The sequence below is a fragment of the Sphingobacterium sp. JUb20 genome (assembly GCF_004342035.1).
GTDB lineage: Bacteria > Bacteroidota > Bacteroidia > Sphingobacteriales > Sphingobacteriaceae > Sphingobacterium > Sphingobacterium anhuiense.
In genome coordinates this window covers 191816-213226 of sequence record NZ_SLYV01000005.1, presented here as the reverse complement: position 1 = coordinate 213226, position 21411 = coordinate 191816, and the positions used below count along the sequence as shown (strand labels likewise).

Genomic DNA, 21411 nt, shown 5'->3' with positions numbered 1-21411 from the left:
TGGCAACTTAATATCAATTGTATAATCTTATTTTTGAAGAATGGAAGACTTGATCAATTATCTGCTCAAATTTGGACAACTCAACGAGAATCAATGTGCTTTAATATCAGCTAAAGCACAGCATAGGCAGGTCAATAAAGGAGATTTTTTTTCTGAAGCGGGTAAAGTGGCAAGAGATATAGGCTACGTCACCCAAGGAGTTTTCAGAATCTGTTATTACAATAAAGCAGGAGATAGCTTCACACGCTATTTCGTTTACGAAAATCGCTTCATTGCCGATACAATCAGTTTCATTGATGAGTTGCCTTCAGCAGAATATATCGAAGCCATAACCGACTGTAAACTGCTCGTTTTCTCTAAAAAAGATTTTATGGAGCTAGCGGCCACCATTCCCGGCTGGTCAGACATCTTTTCCAAAATCACCTCTTATGTCCTCGAAAATAAAATGAGAGCAAGCAGCAATATGTTGGTGCAGAATGCACAAACACGCTATTTACATTTCTTAGCGCATTACCCTGGATTAGCCAACCGGATTCCACAACTGATGCTCGCTTCCTACTTAGGCATTACAGCAACATCGCTTAGCCGCATCCGAAAAACCATTAGCTAAAGGTTTTATTGCCAATTGGCAATTGTAGCCTGACCCTTTCTCCCGAACTTTGTCATATTAAATATTTAAACATACGATTATGCAAGTTGATGTATTATTAGGTCTCCAATGGGGCGACGAAGGTAAAGGGAAAATTGTTGATGTGTTAAGTACAGATTATGATCTCATAGCGCGTTTTCAGGGTGGTCCCAATGCAGGTCATACGTTAGAATTTGACGGTAAAAAATTTGTATTAAATACGATTCCTTCCGGCATATTTTTCGATCATACCATGAACCTGATCGGAAATGGAGTTGTTCTGGATCCGATCAGTTTAATCAAAGAACTGGATATGCTTAAAAAAGCCGGCCACGACTTATTGAAAAAAGGTAACCTACTGATTTCAAAAAAAGCACATCTAATCTTACCATCACATCTTTTGCTTGATGTGGCATCCGAACAAAATCTAGACACGAACAAAATAGGATCTACATTAAAGGGTATTGGTCCGGTATATATGGACAAAACAGGACGTAACGGGCTCCGAGTAGGCGATATTTTGCTCCCAGATTTTAAAGAACGATATCAAAAATTGTTAACAAAGCATAAAGCAATGCTTGCTTCATTTTATGAGGTAGAGGTGAATACGATTCAAAATGAAACTGCTTTTTTTGACGCAATCGAACACTTGAAGCATTATCCTCTGGTGGATTCGGAACATCTGGTCAATCAGTATCTTCAGGAAGGGAAAAGGGTTTTAGCCGAAGGTGCACAGGGAAGCTTGCTTGATCTTGATTTCGGATCCTACCCTTTTGTTACCTCATCCAATACCACAACAGCAGGTGCTTGTATAGGTTTAGGGATTGCTCCAAACAAAATCGGTGAGGTGATAGGTATCTTTAAAGCATACAGCACCCGTGTTGGCAGTGGTCCCTTCCCAACAGAGTTGGCCAATGAAACAGGAGAGCAGATCCGTCAAACAGGCAAAGAATTTGGTGCAGTAAGCGGTCGTTCCCGCCGTACTGGATGGGTCGATCTACCTGCACTAAAATATGCCCTAATGCTGAATGGTGTGACTCAATTGGTGATGACAAAGGCAGATGTTCTCAGTGGTTTAGATCACATCTTTGCTTGCACCCATTATCGCCATCATGGTAAAGTGATCGATTATATGCCTTATGAGCTAATTACTCAACAAGCAACTCCTATACTTAAGAAAATAGACGGGTGGCATAAAGATATCAGCACAGTCACCGATGTTTCCGACATTCCACTGAAGCTCAAAGCATATATTAATTTCTTGGAAAAAGAACTTCAAATTCCCATTAAATTTTTATCTGTAGGCCCAGATCGGAAGCAAACTTTGAAGCTTTATTAAGGTTGAAAACACCTGTAAAAATAGGTCATAAATGATAAAAGCGGGTTTCCAACAATTTAGGACACCCGCTTTTTCAAATCAGAGCGATTTGCCCCCCAAAGACATCTTCAGATTGTGCTTTTCAAATCGATCGTATTTATAAATCAAGCTTAAACAAAAACGATTAATAATAACAAAAGCAGGTATCGTATGTTGTAGAGGTATGAAGATTGCAATGCTTGCGCCAATCGCTTGGCGGACACCTCCTGTTCACTACGGTCCATGGGAACAGATTACCTCATTACTTACTGAAGAACTTGTAAAATTAGGTGTAGAAGTCACATTATTTGCGACCGGTAATTCAATTACCAAAGCACGTCTCCAAGCTGTTTGTCTCTTAGGATATGAAGAAGATCGTGACATCAATGCCAAAGTGTGGGAATCGTTGCATATTTCAGAGTGCTTCGAAAATGCGCGCGAATTTGACATTATACACAATCAATTTGATTTCCTTCCCCTTTCCTATTCCAGATTGGTGCAGACACCTGTTGTAAGCACGATCCATGGTTTTTCGTCCCGAAGTATCCTTCCTGTATATAAAAAGCATAATATAGACGGTCATTACGTATCCATCAGCAATGCCGATCGTGCGGAAGAATTGGACTATATTGCTACCGTTTACCACGGAATTGACCTTGGACAGTTTACTTTTAACGACAACCCTCAGGATTATTTATTGTTTTACGGCAGAATCCATCATGATAAGGGAGCTAAAGAAGCTATAGCAATAGCCCAAGCCTTGGGAAAACGTCTAATCATAGCTGGTATTATTCAAGATGAAAATTACTTCAGACAGCATATCCAGCCCCATTTAAAACCCGGTAAAATTGAATATATAGGTTCCGTTGGTCCGGAAAGACGCAATGAATTACTCTCAAATGCCAGCGTATTGTTACACCCTATAAATTTTAAGGAACCCTTTGGTTTATCAGTAGTCGAATCGATGGCATCTGGCACACCAGTTGTTGCCTTTAACAAAGGAAGTATGCCCGAACTAATCGATCATGAACAAGATGGATTTCTCGCTGAAAACATTGACGAGGCCGTAGAAATGGTTAAAAACATCGATTTCATCGACCGAAAAGCATGTCGAAAAAAAGCGGAGAATCACTTTTCGAAGGAAAGAATGTGTCAGAACTATTTAGAAGTATATAGAGAGATTTTAAACAGATAAATGTCACTTAAAACAAATAACCTCCAGCTTCCACTTTAATTTCATATAGCGAGGGCTGGAGGCATATCTTATTGGTTGGAAACACTTATTTTGACCTCGATATTTCCTCTTGTTGCGTTAGAATAAGGACATACTTGATGAGCTTTTTCTGTTAAAGCTTCTGCTTCTTCCAATGAGACTCCCGGGATGTTGGCTTGAAGTTCAGCTGCTAATCCGAAACCACCGTTTTCCAGTTGTCCTATGCTCACTTTTGCCGTAACAGTGGTCTCCCCTGTCCGCACTTTTGACTGTTTGATCACTAAATTCAGTGCACTGTCAAAACACGCTGCATATCCTGCCGCAAACAACATTTCAGGATTGACATAATCATCGTTAGCTCCCCCTAAGGCTTTCGGCATACGCACCTCAAGATTCAACACACTATTTTCACTTTTAACCTGCCCATTTCTACCGCCAGTAGCTGTCGCACCTATTGTATACAAATTTTTCATTGTTATATATTTAAAGTTTAATGCTTTTTTTAATTTGACCGCGTCCCCACCGATAAGCTTTGCATTCCATATCGTTAAAGAATATATTATCCTGTTGTTTAATTACAATACAAACTTAATAAAATTATATTGCGCACAATATAATTTCTGGCAATATATATAGATTTTACCCAATATTGACAAATTTTCACCTAAACTCGCATTGGCCAAATATTTCCTTGCACTTTAAGTGAGTGAGCGGAATCTTGAAAGCTAGCTAATCCTCGTTCACTGCTATTTGAAATAGACCAAACTCTCAACATCTTGTCGCGTTTGTAACAAGTTCTGACTTATTCAGTCCGAGTTTTTAAGATTATTCATCCACTTCCATTAGTTTACAAATTTCATTAAATGAACTCCCGTTACATACAACAAATGTTCAACCAATAGCATATTTCATATATATCGCCCCACTTATTATATATAGGATAAAAACAGCAAAGCCTCCAGGTTTGGAGGCTTTGTAGCACAACAAGTTAATCGTGTGCAATTTTATGAAAGGTTATGTCAATATAATTATAATCATCAGATAAATAAAAAAAAATGTGTTATTTTTTTTTATTTATCTGATGATTATAGCACTGTAAAATCTGAAAACCAGTATTTGACATCGTTCAAGATAACATCATCTTATATAACAGTACACTCTTTAATCTGTGGAGATCATAGTTTTGACCCTGATCTTAAATTATCAAAGCTAGAAAAAGACTACTGGTATTGATATTATTTTATACCGCGATTACCTTACCTAACCACAGTTCAATAGTTTGTTGTGAGCCAGCCTTAAAATACAATGGAAGGACAATCATCACACAAATGACCAGTTGTCCGATTTTAATCTATTTAGAATAGTAACTAATCTAAAAATAAAAGTGGCTATAAATCCCGAAACTAGAACAGAAGTAACAATACCGATTAATGCTATAGTACTTTTCACTATCCAATCAAAAATCGTCTTGACCGACGCTCCAAATATTAGTAACAGTGCCATCAGGAATGAAAAATTTTCTGCTTTTTAAAAACTCTTTTATAAAACAAAATTCATCGTTTCGTCAGGATTTTTAATATTTTTCACATTTTGATAAACTTGACAGTGTCTATTCCAGCTCTTATCTAATGTTTACAGCTTATCATTGAAATTGATTTAGCATTGCTTTTTTATGCGTTAGTTTGTATCATATGTTTTAACAAAGCAGAATAAAAACGCAAAAAAAATTCTTATTTCAATATTTTAAACCTACATTAGCATTTGTTTATGCATGACTAAGTAAAAACCAATTACTTAATCATGCATAACCTAACCAACAAAACGTAATAACCAACTTTAAATTAATATTCCAATTATGAGAAAATCGCTATTGTTCTCAGTTGCTGCAGGTTTAATTAGTTATCCCGATGCTCATGCAATTGGCGTAGCTAAAAATGCCAATCTTGCAGTTACTGCCTCCGAATTTTCAAATAGAATCTTTCAAAATATGGTACAGGGTAAAGTTTTAGGATCTTCAGGTCCCATTGCTGGAGCTACTGTTACTGTTGCCGGCACAAAGAACTCTACAATGACCGATGCCGGAGGAAATTTTAAAATTATAGCACCAATAGGTGTTACTCTCCACATTTCAATTGTCGGTTATAAGGCACAGGACATTAAGGTAACATCAAATACCTTATCCACTACATTAGAAATTAATGAAAGCACTTTGGATGAAGTAGTGGTTGTAGGCTACGGCTCTCAAAAGAAATCTAACCTGACAGGAGCAGTATCCACTGTCAATGTTGAAAAAGTCTTAGGTAGCCGGCCTATCCCTGATGCCGCAAGAGGTTTACAAGGAACCATTCCAGGTTTATCTATTGTAGTCCCATCGGGAGAAGTTGGATCCGATCCAATCATGAAAATCCGTGGTCAGATTGCTTCAATAAATGGATCAAGTAATCCACTGATTTTAGTAGACAATGTCGAAATCCCCAGTATTAATCTGATCAATCCCAATGACATTGAGTCGGTCACTGTACTGAAAGATGCCGCTTCAAGTTCCATTTATGGTGCCAAAGCTGCTTTTGGTGTTGTATTGATCACAACAAAAAAAGGGGCTAGCACAGATTCTAATGTGGTCACTTATTCCAATAATATTTCGCTACAGTCACCATTCAAAGCTATTGAAATAGCAGGAATTGACGGTCTGGAATATACATTAGAGGCGCATGAAAACATGAAAGCAAGTGGTCCAGCAGGTGGATTTTGGCGGTTAAATAGAGAAAGCTTTGAGCGGGTGAAAGAATGGCAACAAAAATATGGCGGTACTGTCGGTAATTATGACCCCGTACTATATGGCCGTGACTGGTACTACGAAAGTGGAGAGAAATATGGATTAAGGCTTTATGATCCGGCCGCTGTGATGATCAAAGACAATGCCTTTTCTCAAATTCATAACCTGAGTCTAAATGGGAAGAGCAATAAAACCACTTATAATTTAAGTGCAGGTTACCTGGGTCAGCAAGGAATGATGAAACCTGCTCCACACGATGATTATACCCGTTTTAATGCCACCTTAAATGTATCTACAAAAGTAAGCGACTTGCTAACGGTGCGGGGTGGAGCCATGTATTCTGACGGAACCAAAAGATATCCTAATTCTGCTACGGGATTCACTTCGGATCCCTGGCTCTATCTGTACAGGTGGAGCCGCTTATTTCCGATCGCTGCCCAACAGGACGGTGTTGATATCAGGGATCCATATTTTGACACTAAAAATGCACATGACGCGTTTAAAATCAATCGCTACCTGAATCTAAACCTGGGTTCGACTTTAAATGTTACAAAAAATTGGGACATTCAAGTGGACTATGCCTACAGCACACAGAATAATTCGGATAAATCTTCCATGCCTACTTCAAAAGGTGCATGGCATTGGTATGCACCGATAGCCAGTGTTGATGCTGAAGGTTGGCCAATATATGTGGATGAAAATGGCGTTGCCACAGATACCGGAGGTATTCCTGCTTACCAGTTTCCAGTAGAGCAATACATCGGAAAAGATCAAACCTATATCTCCAGATCAAATTATTTTTCGAAAAAACATACTTTCAATGCATTCTCTACGTATAGCCTGATTCTAGCAGATAAACATGATTTCAAATTTATGGCTGGAACAAATATTGTCGCAAATTTATGGGAAAGCAGTTATGCAAAACGGACCAATTTAATGAATGAGAAAAATCCGCAATTCAATTTTGCTGTTGGCACGGAGACCTCCGGCGGAGATAAGTACTGGGAATCTCAGGCCGGTTTTTTTGGTCGTTTAAATTATGCATTCGATAACAAATATTTACTTGAAGCAAATTTAAGGTATGATGGGGCTTCAAAATTCCCTACCCATTTACGCTGGCGTTGGTTCCCTTCGTTTTCTGCGGGTTGGGTCATATCAAATGAACGCTTTATGAAACCATTAAAGCCGGTCTTAAGCTTTGCGAAATTCCGAGGTTCCTGGGGAAGCATCGGTGACCAGTCGATCGGTAATTCAATGTATGTGCCGACTATGGCCATAGGGAAAAATAGTTGGCTGAATAGTGCAGGAAATCAATTTTTTCAACTTGGAACACCAGTTGCTATTTCCGATGCAATCATGTGGCAGGATATTGAGCATATCAATCTAGGTGCCGATCTTCGATTTTTCAATAATAAGTTAGGATTGGTTGTGGAGCTGTATCAACGTAGTACAAAAAATATGATCGTACCTGGTGATGCTCTACCAACAACATTTGGAGCCGGAGCTCCACAGGGCAATTATGGAAATTTAAGAACAAGGGGCTGGGAAATAGCCGCAGACTATAGTCATAAATTTCAAAATGGCCTCCGTTTAAATTTTAATGCAAACATCGCTGATGCAATTTCTGTAATCGCCCAGGGCGTTGATCGAAAAGATAAATGGGAAGATAGAAAATTATCCACTAATTATTCAACAGGAAGAAGATATGGGGATATTTATGGTTTTGTAACAGACCGTTTATATCAAAAAGATGATTTTGTCTATGATGATCAAGGAAAATTTATGCAAACCACCATTGTTCGGGACGGATCTGCTAAGGTCACGAATATGCTGGCAGGTAATAACCCTGTGTATCAGACCTATTTTGAAGACGGGAATCAGATCTTACTGATGAGTCCGGGAGATGTGAAATTTGTGGATGTCAACGGCGACGGATACATTGATGCAGGTAAAGGTGTAAATGGCGACATGGGCGACATGGTGGTGATCGGAAATTCGACTCCTCGATATGATTTTGGATTTCGCTTAGGGGCAGAGTACAAGGGTTTTGATCTGTCCTTATTCTTCCAGGGAATCGGTAAAAGAAGTATCTGGGGTGATGGTCAACTCGCTATTCCGGGCTATCATGTTAAAGATGGAGCCATGCCCCAAGCGATCGCAGAAGATTTCTGGAAAGCAGACCGTACGGATGCATTTTATCCACGCGCATGGAATCTTAATGGATCCAATTCGGGATACGTCATGAGACCACAAACACGCTATATGCTGGATATGTCCTACTTCAAAATTAAAAATATAACTTTTGGATACGCCTTATCTCCTTCCGTACTCAAAACGATCCACTTAAAAAATGCCCGTATTTATGTCTCTCTGGAGAATTTTTTCACTTTTGATAATTTAAGAGGTTTACCGATCGATCCGGAAACAATCTCGGGCAACTCGATGCTGCAATCCGGTGGAAATTATAATCTAGGACGTACCGGAGCTGGAAATCCTTCCTTTAAATCCGCATCGATGGGTATTCAGATTGGTTTGTAATAAAAAACGAAAATATCATGAAAATCAACTATAATTTTATTTTAATCATATTAGCGCTATCTTTTTCAGGATGTGCAAAATTTCTGGACAGACCCCAACTAACCAGTGAAAACGATGAAACCGCTTGGAATTCGGAAGATAATGTTCGCTTATACGCGAATAGATATTACACCGATTTCTTTACCGGGTATGGAGTGGGTTTTGATAATACGGGAGCTTTACTCGCCGGATATACCTTTAGTGATGATGTCCTGTTTCAGGGCAATCAATCCAACTTCACACGTTCGGTACCCAATAGTCAGATCTGGAATTATACTACCGTTCGATCAGTTAATATTTTGCTCAACCGAATTGAAAATCGGATGTCCAAAATTTTAAGTACAGAAGCTTTTAATCATTGGAAAGGTATCGGACGATTCTTTAGGGCCATGCGCTATTCGGAGCTGGTCAGCACCTATGGCGATGTTCCTTATTATGGTGATATCGTTAGCGATGTGGACTTTGATAATCTTTATAAAAATCGCACGCCTAGAAATGAAGTCATGGATGCCGTTTATGAGGATCTGAACTTTGCCTTATCGAACGTCAGATTGAATGACGGTGATCAATTCGTAAATCGTTATGTGGTTGCGGGATTTATCTCCCGGCTTGCAATGACAGAAGGGGCCTGGCAGAAATATTACTATAAAAATCAAGATCGTGCTAAGAAATTTTATGAGCTAGCTTTGGAGGCCGCAAACTTTGTTATTTTAAGCGGAAGGTACGATATCGTTACAGATTATAGATCAATCTTTACGTCCAATGATCTAAAGGGGAATAAAGATGTTATTCTCTACAGACATTATGATGCAGCCGTCAATATAAAACATTCAATTGTCTCCATCCATAATTTATCAGAGTCGGTTACCTACGGGCCCACAACATCATTAATTAAATCATACATCTGCAGTAAAGATGGGCTTCCGTGGCAGCAATCGGCTGAAAAAAATGCATCTGATTTTTCGTTGGACAGTTTAATTGCGAAAAGGGATTCTCGGTTTGAAGCCACCTTTCATTATAAAAACACCATAAAAAATAAAGCATCATTCCTATATATAACAAAGTTTTTACCACGTGCGGTGCAGGCTACAGTAGCGACAGGTGGTGCACCTGGCATTGATTATTCGGGTTCAAATAATGTTACCGACGCTCCTGTACTCCGTTATGCCGAGGTTTTATTGAATTGGATTGAGACAAAAGCTGAACTAGCATCCTTGGGTAATGCCGCAGTTGACCAGGCTGACATTGACAGATCCATAAACAAACTGAGAGACCGACCTTTGGCCGCCGAAGCTGAAGCAAGAGGTGTAAAGAAAACTGCTCGTTTACAACTGACCAGTTTACCTGTTGATCCTGCCCGAGACGTTCAGGTTTCGAGTCTGCTCTGGGAGATCAGAAGGGAACGTAGAATGGAACTCACATTTGAAGAATCCCGTTTATCGGATCTAAAACGTTGGTCAAAATTGGAGTATATGGATACGGATATAAACAAAGATCTGCTCTCCGGCGGATGGGTTAATTTTCCTCAGGAGGCACCTGCAGAAATCAAAGCTGGTATTTCTATAGTTAAATTAGACGGTCAGGTTGTGGTATACAACCCTGCAGACGCATCAAGCAGTGCAAAGATGACCGGTTTTTATCGCTATACACTAAACAGTAGCAGACAGCCATTTCTAAATCTATCCAATATTAACCCTTATCTAGCCCCTGTAGGGCGTGTTCAGATGGATGAATATGCAGCAAAGGGATATGTGCTAAAACAAACAGAAGGCTGGCCTCAAAATTAAGATGGCATTTACCTGTAGTTTATTAAAAAGAAAGAGATGAAAGTTATATTTAATATTTCAAAAATAGGGTTCTGGGCAACATGTATCTGCCTCATTTCCCTCAACACCTTGTCTTCATGTAAAGATGATTTCCCGGACAATGTAGAGTCGGATAAAATAACAGTTTTAAAATCAATAAAGATTGTAAATGCGGGCAAATCGGGTAATGAAATTATAGAAGGTGTCGTGAATGAAAACACCAAAACAGTTTCTTTTCCACGGATTGATCCAGAAACAGATCTATCTGCCATTAAATTTGAAGCGGGTATGTCAGATGGAGCCATTTTAGAGCAGGACACCTATGCCCTCCCCTTCAAAGAGGGCGAAAGTGAAAGTACGGTGGTTCTCAAAGTAACCAATAGCCCCAGGTATCGGGAGTATCTAGTCAAAGTACGTTTGAAAATCCCTGTTTATGGTGCCGATTTCACAAAATCAGCTGTTTATGATTATACGAACAATGAGCTGGGCAATCCGATTTATGAAACTTTTACAGGTGCGCTCACACGCGGTACCGGTTTTGATGGCGAGCATGTCCTTATTGTCACTAGACATGCTTCCGGCTCTCATTTATTAAAAGTAAGTGATCTTAAAAAGAATGTCATCAACAGGATCCCCTTGAATATGACTGGAGTGACTCTGGGAACTTTCACCGTTAACGTCGGTGATATCGTTAATGGCCATACCTACATTGCAAATCTATCGGGTGCCAGTGCTGTAAGTCCAATAAAAATCTACCATTGGACAGATCCTGCTGCGGCACCTCAAACAGTGGCAAATATTGATGTCAGCAAAATTAGTGGCGCCGGGGTCCGTCATGGCGATAATATGTCTGTCAATCTGGACAAAAACGGCAATGGCTATATTTTTCTTGGGGACAATGCGGGCACTAAAGTCTTGAGACTGAAAGTTTCCAATTACACCACTGTTGGGGATCCGTTTGTTATTACTGCCGCAGTGAATGTTGGATCATGGAGTTCTTTTAATCAGATCGGTGAAACAGATGATTACCTCTTTACCGGGCACGATGCACCTATCATGGCCGTAAACAGCGGCGGCTCTGTTTCCTATACCCTATCCCGTACCGCAATCCCGGTCAGAAGCTCAGACAGCAGAGTGGTTGAATTTAATGGCGAAAGATATTTGCTCACAACTACAGCGGCACGTACAGGTTCCGAGCCCACTGCGCTCTCCCTGTATAATATTACAAAAGGAAACAATATTGTTGATGCACTGACGGCTTTCGAACAATCTGATCGGAAGGCCGTTTACGATTATCCTTTACTGGGTCCGGTTAATACTTCTCCTGCTACACAAACAGGATGGTCTGTGGTCAAAGATGAAGCAGGTAAGGATAAATCTTTATTGATCTACACGGCGGCCAGTGATGCGGGCTTTGTAATCATTGAGGTCCCGAAAAAAGAACTTGAAGATTAGTTTAAAAAGAACTGTGATCCGGCTCGGTTTACGAGTCGGATCACAGCCATGAACTGATAATGTTAAAATCAACTATAAGCTATTAAATGATGATAAAAAAAAATGTTATATATGCTACCCTGCTGTTGTGCTTTACAGCATTGCTGTTTAGCTGTTCCAAAGATTCGGATCGGACACTTGAACCGATAGAGCCGCCTGTTGAGGAGGGCCCGCTGTTTCCCAGGAAAGAAATGAGAGCCGTCTGGATGACGACAGCTTGGGGTCTGGACTGGCCTCAGAGTGTTTATTCGGAAAGTGCTCAAAAAGCGCAATACATCACTTATCTGAATAAATTCAAAACCTTAAATATCAACACCATTTACTTTCAGGTAAAAGGAATGGGAGATGCCTTTTTCAATTCTGCATACGAACCCTGGAGTGCTGCTATTACTGGAACAAGAGGAAAAGACCCAGGTTACGATGTGCTCAAATTTTTGATTGACGAAGCTCATGCACGTGATATTGAATTCCATGCCTGGATGAACCCTTACCGAATAGGTACGAGAGCTGGTACCACACAGCCCTACCCTACCTTACATGCTACTATTGATCCGGACTGGGTTATCAGTCATGAAAAGATTCAGATCTATAATCCAGCACTACCGGAAGTACGCCAGCGTTTATCGGATATTGTCAAGGAGCTTATTTCAAAATATGATGTTGATGGAATTCACTTCGATGATTACTTTTATCCAGACCCTTCCAGTGCCGGAACAATGGTTTCTGATGAACCGGATTTTGCTTTATACGGTGCCGGAGAGAAGACAATTGGAGATTTTAGAAGAGCTAATGTCGACAAAGCCATCAAAGCGGTCTATGATGTAATTATTCTTACAAAACCAGATGTTGCATTTTCTGTATCACCTGCACCAAGTAATGCCTATAATATGAATACACTCTACGCAAATGTAACCAAATGGTGTCAAGAAGGGTGGGTCGATATTGTTATTCCACAGCTCTATCAGGAAATAGGAAATGCCTCTAACGACTTTAAAACTAATTTAGGCTTTTGGCATCAGTATAATTACAAAGCGGCACTGGTTATCGGTCACGGATTCTATAAATTCGGAGATGCTACTAATCCAGCAGCTTTTCAGTCAACAGCAGAGCTGCAAAAACAAATTGACCTGACAAGAACTCGAAAAAAAGTAGTTGGCAATGCCATGTACAGTGCAAAATATATAATGGACAATCGGATTGGTATAACAGATAAATTAGCAGAAACATATAAGAACCCTGCTGTTCGTCCATTTGTTGGCAGAGCCGTAGCCGCTTTGCCCGGTGAAGCACAAAATGTAAGAATTGAAGGCGGTATACTGAAATGGACCCTATCTGGAGATGTAAAATCTGTAGTTTATTATTTCGAAAATTTAAAAGCAGTAGGAGAAGTTTTAGCGATTACAAAAGATAATAATCATATGATTACTAAAAACGGTTTTTACAGTGTATCCACTTTTAATCAGGATAATCAAGAAAGCAAACCCTCTTCTTTCGTAGAGAAAAAATAAAGCAATATTAAAATTATGTCAAAAATCCCAAAAACACATTTTTCATCATGTGATTTTGGGATTTTTGTTAACATAATATTGAGTTCAATCTGTCATGAATAATTAACTAGCCATCGAGTTGGATTCTTGTTTTTTTTATTGAAAGTATTGATCCTATAATAAGGTTAGAAGTCACCCTAACCATTTTATTTCTCTATCCAATTGCAAATTTATATTTAACATTTCTGCTGGAGTAAAAGGTTTTGATTTCTATCGTGACTGTTCAGGACAAACCTGTGCGTCGATAACAAAATGACCTGCTGATCAAATTTTCAATTTCAAAACAGATTAAAATTTATTGATAAAATAAGTAATTACTCGTATAAGATGATCAAACTTTAAGTATTTCTACGAGTAATATCATTATTTGCTAATTTGAAATTAAATTATCTTTCTTTAACTGCTTGGCCATTGCTTTTTTATAGCCTGCTAGAAAACTATCCAAAGAACCGGGATTATAACTTTCGGACTGGGTCGACCAGACGAGTTTCCCTGTGCTCACATCATATAAATTTGTTTCGATGTAATAAGTTTTCTCTGTAGTATAATAGCCATTGTTATAAAGGTTACCGTACCAAAAATCATAATAACCACCAAATGTTCTATAATAGCCAAAAGTGTTCGCTGGGTAAACTGAAACATTCGGAATGTATCTTGATTCTGACTTAGAATCAATCAAAGCAATGGTCAATATGGCATCACTATTTGTTCCGGCCACTTTCTGCATCGCTAGATCTGAACGCTTGGGTTCCATACTTGCAAGATTGGGCGGGAAGACATCTATACTTTTTACACTGGTCAACCCAAGTGATGTAAGAGATGAAGCGATTTCATCTTCCACCTTCTGACGAGCAGGTACATTGTCTGTCATAACTGCGACAAATATTCTGCTGTACTTCTTCAGATCGACAGATTGATCACGCCAAGATCCTGTAATCATACTGCTGGTGGAACAACTGGACAAGATAAGCACTATTGCGCAAATTTGTAAAATTAACTTTTTCATAATTGTTGTTTTTAATTTCTTTTATACTAAATTTTCAATGCGACAAACACAACATAAACTGGGCTTCTAGAACTAACATATAAAACTTACTCTGAAATAAATATTTCATACTATCCTTTTTCGATACCTATATTTCAATATAAGAACAGAATTTAAGCCTATTTTGTTTAATACTTTTATAACTATTATTAAAATTAATAAAACACTTGTTGCAGGGATAGTATTATGATTATATAATCTGGTTCTAACAGTGCTTCTATGAATCAGTCCAATAAAAATAGATCGATTGAAAATTATCAGAACTGGAAAGAATTAATTTGAGGATATTAATCAGTAGCTTATCAAGAAAACCTTTACTGCTTTCACAGCTAGAATCATCTTAAAAAACTGCCTTCTAAGTGTAGAGTTATAATTTCTTATAAATATTAGATTTTTTTGTAAATTGATTCTCAAGAACACTCCCAATGCCAATTCCTACAACAAAAGAAGAATTACTTCACGCGATTACAGCAAATTACGATAAGTTGTACAGTGAACTTAAAAATATACCAGACGAGCTTAGCGACTTAAAAGAACTTGAGGGTCATGCCAAAGGATCAATGATGAGTGTCAACAATCTTTTAGCTTATCTTATAGGATGGGGACAGCTGGTCCTGAAATGGAACAAAAAGAGAACCGATAACCTACCTGTAGATTTTCCAGAAACCGGTTACAGATGGAATGAGCTAGGCAAATTGGCTCAAAAGTTTTACTCGGACTTTGAAGAGGATAACTTCCAGATCTTGATTCAAAAATTTGACAAAACAGTAAAAGACCTAATATCTTTCGTAGAGAGCAAAAGCAATGAAGAATTATATGCTGAAGCCTGGTATGAGAAATGGACGCTGGGCAGGATGATCCAGTTCAATACCGCTTCCCCCTATACATATGCTAGAGGACGTCTTCGCAAGTGGATCAATAAGCGTCAAGATCAAGAGTTATGAAAAAACTAAAAAACTCTTCTGCTGTAAAATAACATGACACTTAAAATAGGAAGACTCTATCAACAGGGAAGATAAATAGATACAAAACCAAGCGCTCATATAAAATAATACTTTGAATTAAATAATAAAGACAAAGCCTTGTTTCAGTTAAATGAAACAAGGCTTTGTTTATGAAATAATTACAGATAGAATTATTTTTGATATGTTGTTTTTACAAATGGTGCCTTAAGTAGATAATCTATACTTTGTTTTAGTCCAACTTCCAGGTCGGCAGTTGTTTCTTCCAGCTCTACAAATATATTCTCAACACCTGCAATATCGGTATTAGCAAAAATAGCATCAAAACCTACCATACCGCTCTGGCCAATCTCACGGTGATCTTTAATATGCAAAGTAGCATATCTTCCTGGATATTTTTTAAAATAATCTACAGGACTTGCTTTTCCAATGATCGTCCAATATACATCCATTTCAAAAAAAACATTTTCAGGTTTTGTATGTTCGATCATGTAATCAAGCATAACCACTTTTCCTTCTACTTTTTCAAACTCATGGGCATGATTATGATATCCGTACTTAATACCATATTCACGACAAAGCTGACCAATCTCATTGAGATACTGACATTCAGTATCGAGATCTTTTATTGTCTTTGGTAAATCTAACCATGGGGTAACAATATATTTAATGCCCGCAGCTTTGTGTGCTATAATAGTCTCTCTCCACCACCCTAAGGCTTTGGAGAAATCACCGGTCGCTAATTCCTCTTTCGTTAAGGTTCTCGAAGCATGTGAAGAAAGAACTTTCATACCTGCTTTTTCAACATTACTTTTGAAGACCTGCGGTGTGGTATTATAAAACATTCCGTCTTTAAATCCAGCAGACTCAACAGATGTATAACCCATCTTAGCCAATTTTTGTAAAACGGATAAATAATCAGCATTATAAGTGTCCGGCTGAACATGGCTTCCAATCATACTTCTAACAGAATATAACTGTAAACCAATTTCTTTTGTTCTTATTTGTTCTTGCGCCTGTACGTTATTGAAAGTAATACCCATACCTGTCACAGCAAAAAGAAGTGAACAGGTTAAAAATTTAAGTTTCATATATTAAGTTTTATTTTTTTGTCTTAAACCAATGTTATCGGTTGGTGCCTAAATTCGTCTAAGCTCTTATCTGTAGTAGCTAAATTGGTAATCAATACATCGATTTGTTCTACATCACATACTTTAAAAGACTCTGTAACTCTTAAACGATCCTGATTTGCAAGAGCTAAAACTTTCTTTGCCGATGCAAGCATTGCCAATTTAACTTCTGCATCTTCTTTAACGACAGCAGATATACCAAATTTCGAATCAACCCCACATGTCCCCATGAAATAAAGATCTGCAATGTAACTTCTTGCCTCATTACAGGTTGTCTGCCCAACTGTACTTGCTGTTTGTTTATGATATTTTCCCCCCAATAAAATCAATTCAATATTGGGATAGTTTTCTAGAATTGGAATAAGCATGGCATTGCTTGTTATAATTCTAAGCTTAATATCAGTAGGCAGGTAGTTAACAATGGCACATATTGTTGTGCCCCCATCCATAAACAGAGTCATTTCTTCCTTTATAAACTGCTGTGCCTTAAGTGCAATAACATCCTTCTCACTCTTTAAATAGCTGTTTCGATCTTCGAAAGTAAGCGGATTTTTAGAACGTTGAATTGCACCACCACGCACTTTAGATAAAAGACCTATTTTATGCAAATGATCAATATCTCTCCTAACAGTATCTTCGGACACATCGAGCTTTTCTGCTAATACTTCATAGCTGACCATCTCCTCACTTTCGAGTTGATTTAGTATGAATTCAAATCGTTTTTCTTTTAACATAGCTACTACTTACTGATATAAAGATTTGCCAACAGGATTTTCTATTATTTCTAACAGAACTTCATTTGCAATAATATGCATTAAAATTTTAATTCGCAAAAAATTGCAAACCAATTTTTAAATATAATAATGCTACAAAATGCCCTGTATCCCCAATTTTTTCAATTCCACTGTTAATGCTATTGAATTTGTAAAATGTATGGCAACAAATCCAAGTTTTACGGAGGCCTTTATATTTTCGGAGTTATCATCTATAAAAATGCATTCTGTTGCCCGTAAATTATATTTTTCCAACAAAATTTTATAGAGCTTTTCATCGGGTTTAATATACCCTTCTTCACCAGAAACAATAATGCCATCAAAATCTGCAATAAAGTCAAATCTATTTTTAACTAATGGGAACGTTTCGGAAGACCAATTCGTTAAACCATAGACTTCATAATATTTTTTTAACTCCTGTAGAATTGCAACAGTACCAATAATTTCACCTTTTAGCATCTCCGGCCATCTTTTCCAGAATACATCGATTTCGTTTTCAAAGTTGGGGTACTGCTTTTTTAACACATACATTCCTTCTTTAAATGATCTTCCCCTATCTTGTTGCAGATTCCAATCTGTAGAACAGACATTTTCTAAGAACCAATCCATTTGATCAATTTGAGGAAATATATCACGATATACATAGCGAGGATTCCAATCTAAAAGAACGCCCCCAATATCAAAAATTACAGCTTTTATCATTATTTCTATCTTTAAGCCGAAATTTCTAAATAATTTCCCTCCGGATCCAGCACTACACTCTCATAATATCCATCACCTGTAGTACGCGGCTCACTTGCAATAGTAAAACCATCATTTCGGAACCTTTCTGTCAACAGATCAACAGCCTCAGTTCCCCCTATTGAAATAGCAAAATGAGCAATTCCTTTGTTAAAACCTCTTTTTGACGGTTCATCAAGAATATCGGGTCTATTCATAAGTTCTAAGCGCGTAACGCAAGTACCAAACTTAAGAAAATATGATGTGAAGCCATTTTTTAAATTCTTATATTTCTCACTACATTCTAAGTTGAAATAAGTCAGGTAAAAGTTGCGCATTTTTTCCAAGTCATCTACCCAAATTCCAATGTGTTCAATTTTCATGTTCATCTTATTATTGTTTAATTGTTTTGCAAAAATATGCAAATTTATATAAATTTGCATATGTTTGCAAAACAATATGAAGTATTAGAAAATTAATTTAGAAAAATAATAATGATAGAAAATCAAACAAAAAAAGCAAAAAGAGCAACCCAATTCATTTTTTTAGTGTGTGGATTAGCAATTTCAAGCTGGGCACCAATGGTACCATATGTAAAGGAAAGATTGGATATTAACGAGGCCGAATTAGGATTATTACTTTTATTTCTTGGCTTGGGTGCCGTAATTATGATGCCAATAACAGGTCTTTTATCAAAACGCTATGGCAATAAAATTGTGATTCTATGTACAACAGCAATCATTGCTCTTACACTACCTCTATTACTGATTATTTCATCAGCTTCACTAATGGCATTGTGTATATTTATTTTTGGTGCCAGTATTGGCGCCATAGATGTTGCGATGAATTCGCATGGTATACTAGTTCAAAACAAATATAATCGTCCGATTATGTCTTCATTACATGGTCTTTTCAGTTTGGGAGGCCTATTTGGATCCCTTGGCTTAGGATTTTTAATTAAAATGGGATTGATTCCTCAAATAGCAGCAATTTCAATAGCACTCCTGTTGTGTTTAATTGTACTTAGTCAATTCAACTGTTTATTTGATCATGCTACAGAACAAAAATCTCAGATTATACATAAACCAGAAAAACAGCTAGAACACAGTTCAAAAAAACTGATTTTTAATAGAAACGTACTTTTTTTTGGTCTACTATGTTTTGCCAGCTTTCTCTCAGAAGGCGCTATGCTAGACTGGAGTGCTGTATTTTTAAAAGATATCAAAGATATTGATGTCGAATTTACCGGAGCTGGATATGCCACTTTCTCTATTGCTATGGCTAGCATGCGATTAATGGGGGATCGTTTGGTTGAAAAATTAAATACAAAAATAATGGTCATTGGCGGTAGCCTGCTAGCAGCTCTAGGGTTGATAATAGCTATTTATTCAATCTGGATGCCTTTCGTTCTTTTCGGCTTTCTATTGTTAGGAATAGGTTCTGCAAATCTTGTCCCCTTGTTTTTTAGTGAGGCTGGCAGAATACCGACAGTCCCTACATCTGTAAGTATTCCAGCAATAACAACCATGGGGTATGCAGGTCAACTTATGGGGCCTGCTATCTTAGGATTAATTGCTCATCAATTCAATCTTGAAGTCGCATTTTTATTTTCAGCGTCTTTAATGGTATTAATTGCGGTCTTATATTTTTTCCGTAAATAAAAACAAAAATGGTGATACCTGCATGAAATTAACATTGACCTTAGCGTTATTAAAAAACAATATTTTATAGTAATTGTACACTTCTAAATTCTTTGTTAACTGATAAAAAACACTGTCACATTAAAACTAAAAGCTGTAAAAACTGATCGAATAGAGATGTTGTAAAATAGTTTTCTTAACCTAGGTGTAATAAACCAGCTATGGGAACCAAAAAAGAAGACGGTTGTAAACATAAAAATCACGATGCAGTTAAACTCCCAACATAAAGGGGCTAATGAAAGTTAGCCCTTTTAATTATTGATAATAACTCCAGAAGTAAAGTTGCCGATTCGATCTTGAACTGCGCTATGAAGAGACAAATCTCAAATTTTCCTCCAATCTCAGTTGAAAATTAGATGGAATTGCAAATCCAATTTTTGAAATATAATTATTATGGATATATTTAGATATAACTTTCTCAAAATAAAAGTACAAGAAGACACATCTAATCAGAACAAATTTAACTCATTTATGTATGCACAAGAATTATTAGCAGTGACAACAATCCTATCTGGTCTAATGTCGGGTTTCTTTTTTGCATATACATTTTCAGTGAATCTGGGTCTTGCCAAACTAAATAATAAGGAATACCTAACTGCAATGCAAAGTATTAATAAAGAAGTATTAAATTCCATTTTTTATATTAGTTTTTTCGGCACTTTATTTTCACTTATTATATCTTCGATCATGTATTTCGATATTCATTCGCCTAAATTTCTTCTGATATTTTTTTCATGTATAAGTTATGTAATCGGTGTATTCGGCATTACAGCTGTACGGAATGTGCCATTGAATAATAAAATAGAACTATTTGATATCTCAAAAGCATCGGAAGAATCATTACAGAAAATGAGAGTTATCTTTGAAAAGCCTTGGCTGTTTTGGAATAATATAAGGACATTAGCTTCATTCATAGCTTTCGTCTGTCTGGTCATAGCTTTGACTTTCCTAAACGACTGATTTAGATCCGTATAAAAGAGACAATATCCTATCAACAATTACACTATTTATACAGCAATTAGCAAGATCCGCTACTAACTAAAACAGAAATACTAACTGAAGATATTTAATTTTAACACATGACCTTATTACAAACTGTACATTTTTACTCTCCTAATTTTTCAATTGTAAGACTATAATTAATAGACTAATTTTAAATTTACTGCCTTTTTGTAAAAAAAGGAGCTATTTATCATCTACTTAGTGTAATTTTGTAGTTTAAATTATATTAAAATGCCATATCAAACTGTTTTTGTTGAATTTTATGAACACGTAAAATTAAGTATCAATCAAGGAACTTTTGCAAAACTTACCTTGGCCAAAACAATTGGAGATACTGACCTTAAAAATATTTATGTCCGTCTTCATATTTTAGAAACCGGAGGGTATAAACTTGCCTTAACATTGCGATACAAAACAGAAGAAATTGAGAGCTTTCACACTCTTGATGAAGCACTGACAATTTTAAGTTCATACCTTAAAAATCCTTTTATAACTGCTTTGCTTTTCACTACCGAAATGGATCTAACATTTAAAATCAACAAAAAAAATGCAGGAAGTCTTACAGAACAGCCCCCTACATTTAAAAATGCTTCACCAGTAATGTTAGAAATGATTGAAAAAGGGATCGTAAAATTATAATTTGGATCTCCGTGAAAGGATTTAATCCTTACTGCTGGCAAAA

Annotated in this window: 17 protein-coding genes; 11 read left to right on the top strand and 6 right to left on the bottom strand. The window is 37.2% G+C overall.

The window, feature by feature from the left end; all coding sequences use genetic code 11:
* Positions 1–40 precede the first annotated feature (40 nt).
* From EDF66_RS10325 to EDF66_RS10315, 3 genes are all read left to right on the top strand, one after another.
* A complete protein-coding gene (locus tag EDF66_RS10325; protein WP_132842446.1) occupies positions 41–610 on the top strand; it encodes a Crp/Fnr family transcriptional regulator in 570 nt (189 codons plus the stop codon).
* Positions 611–689: 79 nt separating this feature from the next.
* Positions 690–1967: an adenylosuccinate synthase gene (locus tag EDF66_RS10320; protein WP_132842445.1), complete on the top strand. Its 1278-nt coding sequence runs from the start codon at positions 690–692 to the stop codon at positions 1965–1967.
* 202 nt (positions 1968–2169) lie between these two features.
* The gene (locus EDF66_RS10315; protein WP_132842444.1) at positions 2170–3180 is read left to right on the top strand and encodes a glycosyltransferase family 4 protein; all 1011 of its coding nucleotides are present in this window, start codon (positions 2170–2172) and stop codon (positions 3178–3180) included.
* 68 nt (positions 3181–3248) lie between these two features.
* On the opposite strand, the gene EDF66_RS10310 is transcribed toward EDF66_RS10315, so the two are convergent.
* Positions 3249–3671: an organic hydroperoxide resistance protein gene (locus tag EDF66_RS10310; RefSeq protein WP_132842442.1), complete on the bottom strand. Its 423-nt coding sequence runs from the start codon at positions 3669–3671 to the stop codon at positions 3249–3251.
* A 1382-nt stretch (positions 3672–5053) separates the two neighbouring features.
* On the opposite strand from EDF66_RS10310, the gene EDF66_RS10305 reads away from it, so the two are divergent.
* The 4 genes from EDF66_RS10305 to EDF66_RS10290 all read left to right on the top strand — a co-directional run bounded on the left by EDF66_RS10305 (position 5054) and on the right by EDF66_RS10290 (position 13358).
* Positions 5054–8512 (top strand): SusC/RagA family TonB-linked outer membrane protein, encoded by a 3459-nt coding sequence (locus EDF66_RS10305; RefSeq protein ID WP_132842441.1) that lies wholly within the window; start codon positions 5054–5056, stop codon positions 8510–8512.
* A 17-nt stretch (positions 8513–8529) separates the two neighbouring features.
* On the top strand, positions 8530–10338 hold the full coding sequence (locus tag EDF66_RS10300) for a RagB/SusD family nutrient uptake outer membrane protein (protein WP_132842440.1): 1809 nt from the start codon (positions 8530–8532) through the stop codon (positions 10336–10338).
* A 36-nt stretch (positions 10339–10374) separates the two neighbouring features.
* Positions 10375–11811: a DUF4623 domain-containing protein gene (locus EDF66_RS10295; RefSeq protein ID WP_132842438.1), complete on the top strand. Its 1437-nt coding sequence runs from the start codon at positions 10375–10377 to the stop codon at positions 11809–11811.
* A gap of 86 nt (positions 11812–11897) precedes the next feature.
* Complete coding sequence (locus tag EDF66_RS10290; RefSeq protein WP_243656028.1) at positions 11898–13358, top strand: glycoside hydrolase family 10 protein; 1461 nt, start codon at positions 11898–11900, stop codon at positions 13356–13358.
* Positions 13359–13767: 409 nt separating this feature from the next.
* Here the strand turns inward: EDF66_RS10290 and EDF66_RS10285 are convergent, their stop codons facing one another.
* On the bottom strand, positions 13768–14403 hold the full coding sequence (locus EDF66_RS10285) for a DUF4136 domain-containing protein (RefSeq protein ID WP_132842437.1): 636 nt from the start codon (positions 14401–14403) through the stop codon (positions 13768–13770).
* Between the two features lie 464 nt (positions 14404–14867).
* Between EDF66_RS10285 and EDF66_RS10280 the strand changes: the two genes are divergently transcribed.
* On the top strand, positions 14868–15386 hold the full coding sequence (locus EDF66_RS10280) for a ClbS/DfsB family four-helix bundle protein (RefSeq protein WP_132842436.1): 519 nt from the start codon (positions 14868–14870) through the stop codon (positions 15384–15386).
* Positions 15387–15577: 191 nt separating this feature from the next.
* On the opposite strand, the gene EDF66_RS10275 is transcribed toward EDF66_RS10280, so the two are convergent.
* The 4 genes from EDF66_RS10275 to EDF66_RS10260 form a co-directional block, all read right to left on the bottom strand.
* Positions 15578–16495, bottom strand: a complete 918-nt coding sequence (locus tag EDF66_RS10275) for a sugar phosphate isomerase/epimerase family protein (protein WP_132842435.1) — start codon at positions 16493–16495, stop codon at positions 15578–15580.
* A 23-nt stretch (positions 16496–16518) separates the two neighbouring features.
* Positions 16519–17268 (bottom strand): DeoR/GlpR family DNA-binding transcription regulator, encoded by a 750-nt coding sequence (locus EDF66_RS10270; protein ID WP_132842433.1) that lies wholly within the window; start codon positions 17266–17268, stop codon positions 16519–16521.
* Positions 17269–17400: 132 nt separating this feature from the next.
* On the bottom strand, positions 17401–18009 hold the full coding sequence (locus EDF66_RS10265) for an HAD family hydrolase (protein ID WP_132842432.1): 609 nt from the start codon (positions 18007–18009) through the stop codon (positions 17401–17403).
* 11 nt (positions 18010–18020) lie between these two features.
* The gene (locus tag EDF66_RS10260) at positions 18021–18416 is read right to left on the bottom strand and encodes a VOC family protein (protein ID WP_243656027.1); all 396 of its coding nucleotides are present in this window, start codon (positions 18414–18416) and stop codon (positions 18021–18023) included.
* A gap of 105 nt (positions 18417–18521) precedes the next feature.
* Here EDF66_RS10260 and EDF66_RS10255 point away from each other — a divergent pair, with 105 nt between their 5' ends.
* From EDF66_RS10255 to EDF66_RS10245, 3 genes are all read left to right on the top strand, one after another.
* Entirely contained in the window at positions 18522–19688 is a 1167-nt protein-coding gene (locus EDF66_RS10255) for an MFS transporter (RefSeq protein WP_132842431.1), read from the top strand.
* Positions 19689–20120: 432 nt separating this feature from the next.
* Entirely contained in the window at positions 20121–20687 is a 567-nt protein-coding gene (locus EDF66_RS10250) for a DUF1772 domain-containing protein (protein ID WP_206368349.1), read from the top strand.
* A gap of 273 nt (positions 20688–20960) precedes the next feature.
* Positions 20961–21368 (top strand): hypothetical protein, encoded by a 408-nt coding sequence (locus EDF66_RS10245; RefSeq protein WP_021188118.1) that lies wholly within the window; start codon positions 20961–20963, stop codon positions 21366–21368.
* The last annotated feature ends 43 nt before the right edge of the window (positions 21369–21411 follow it).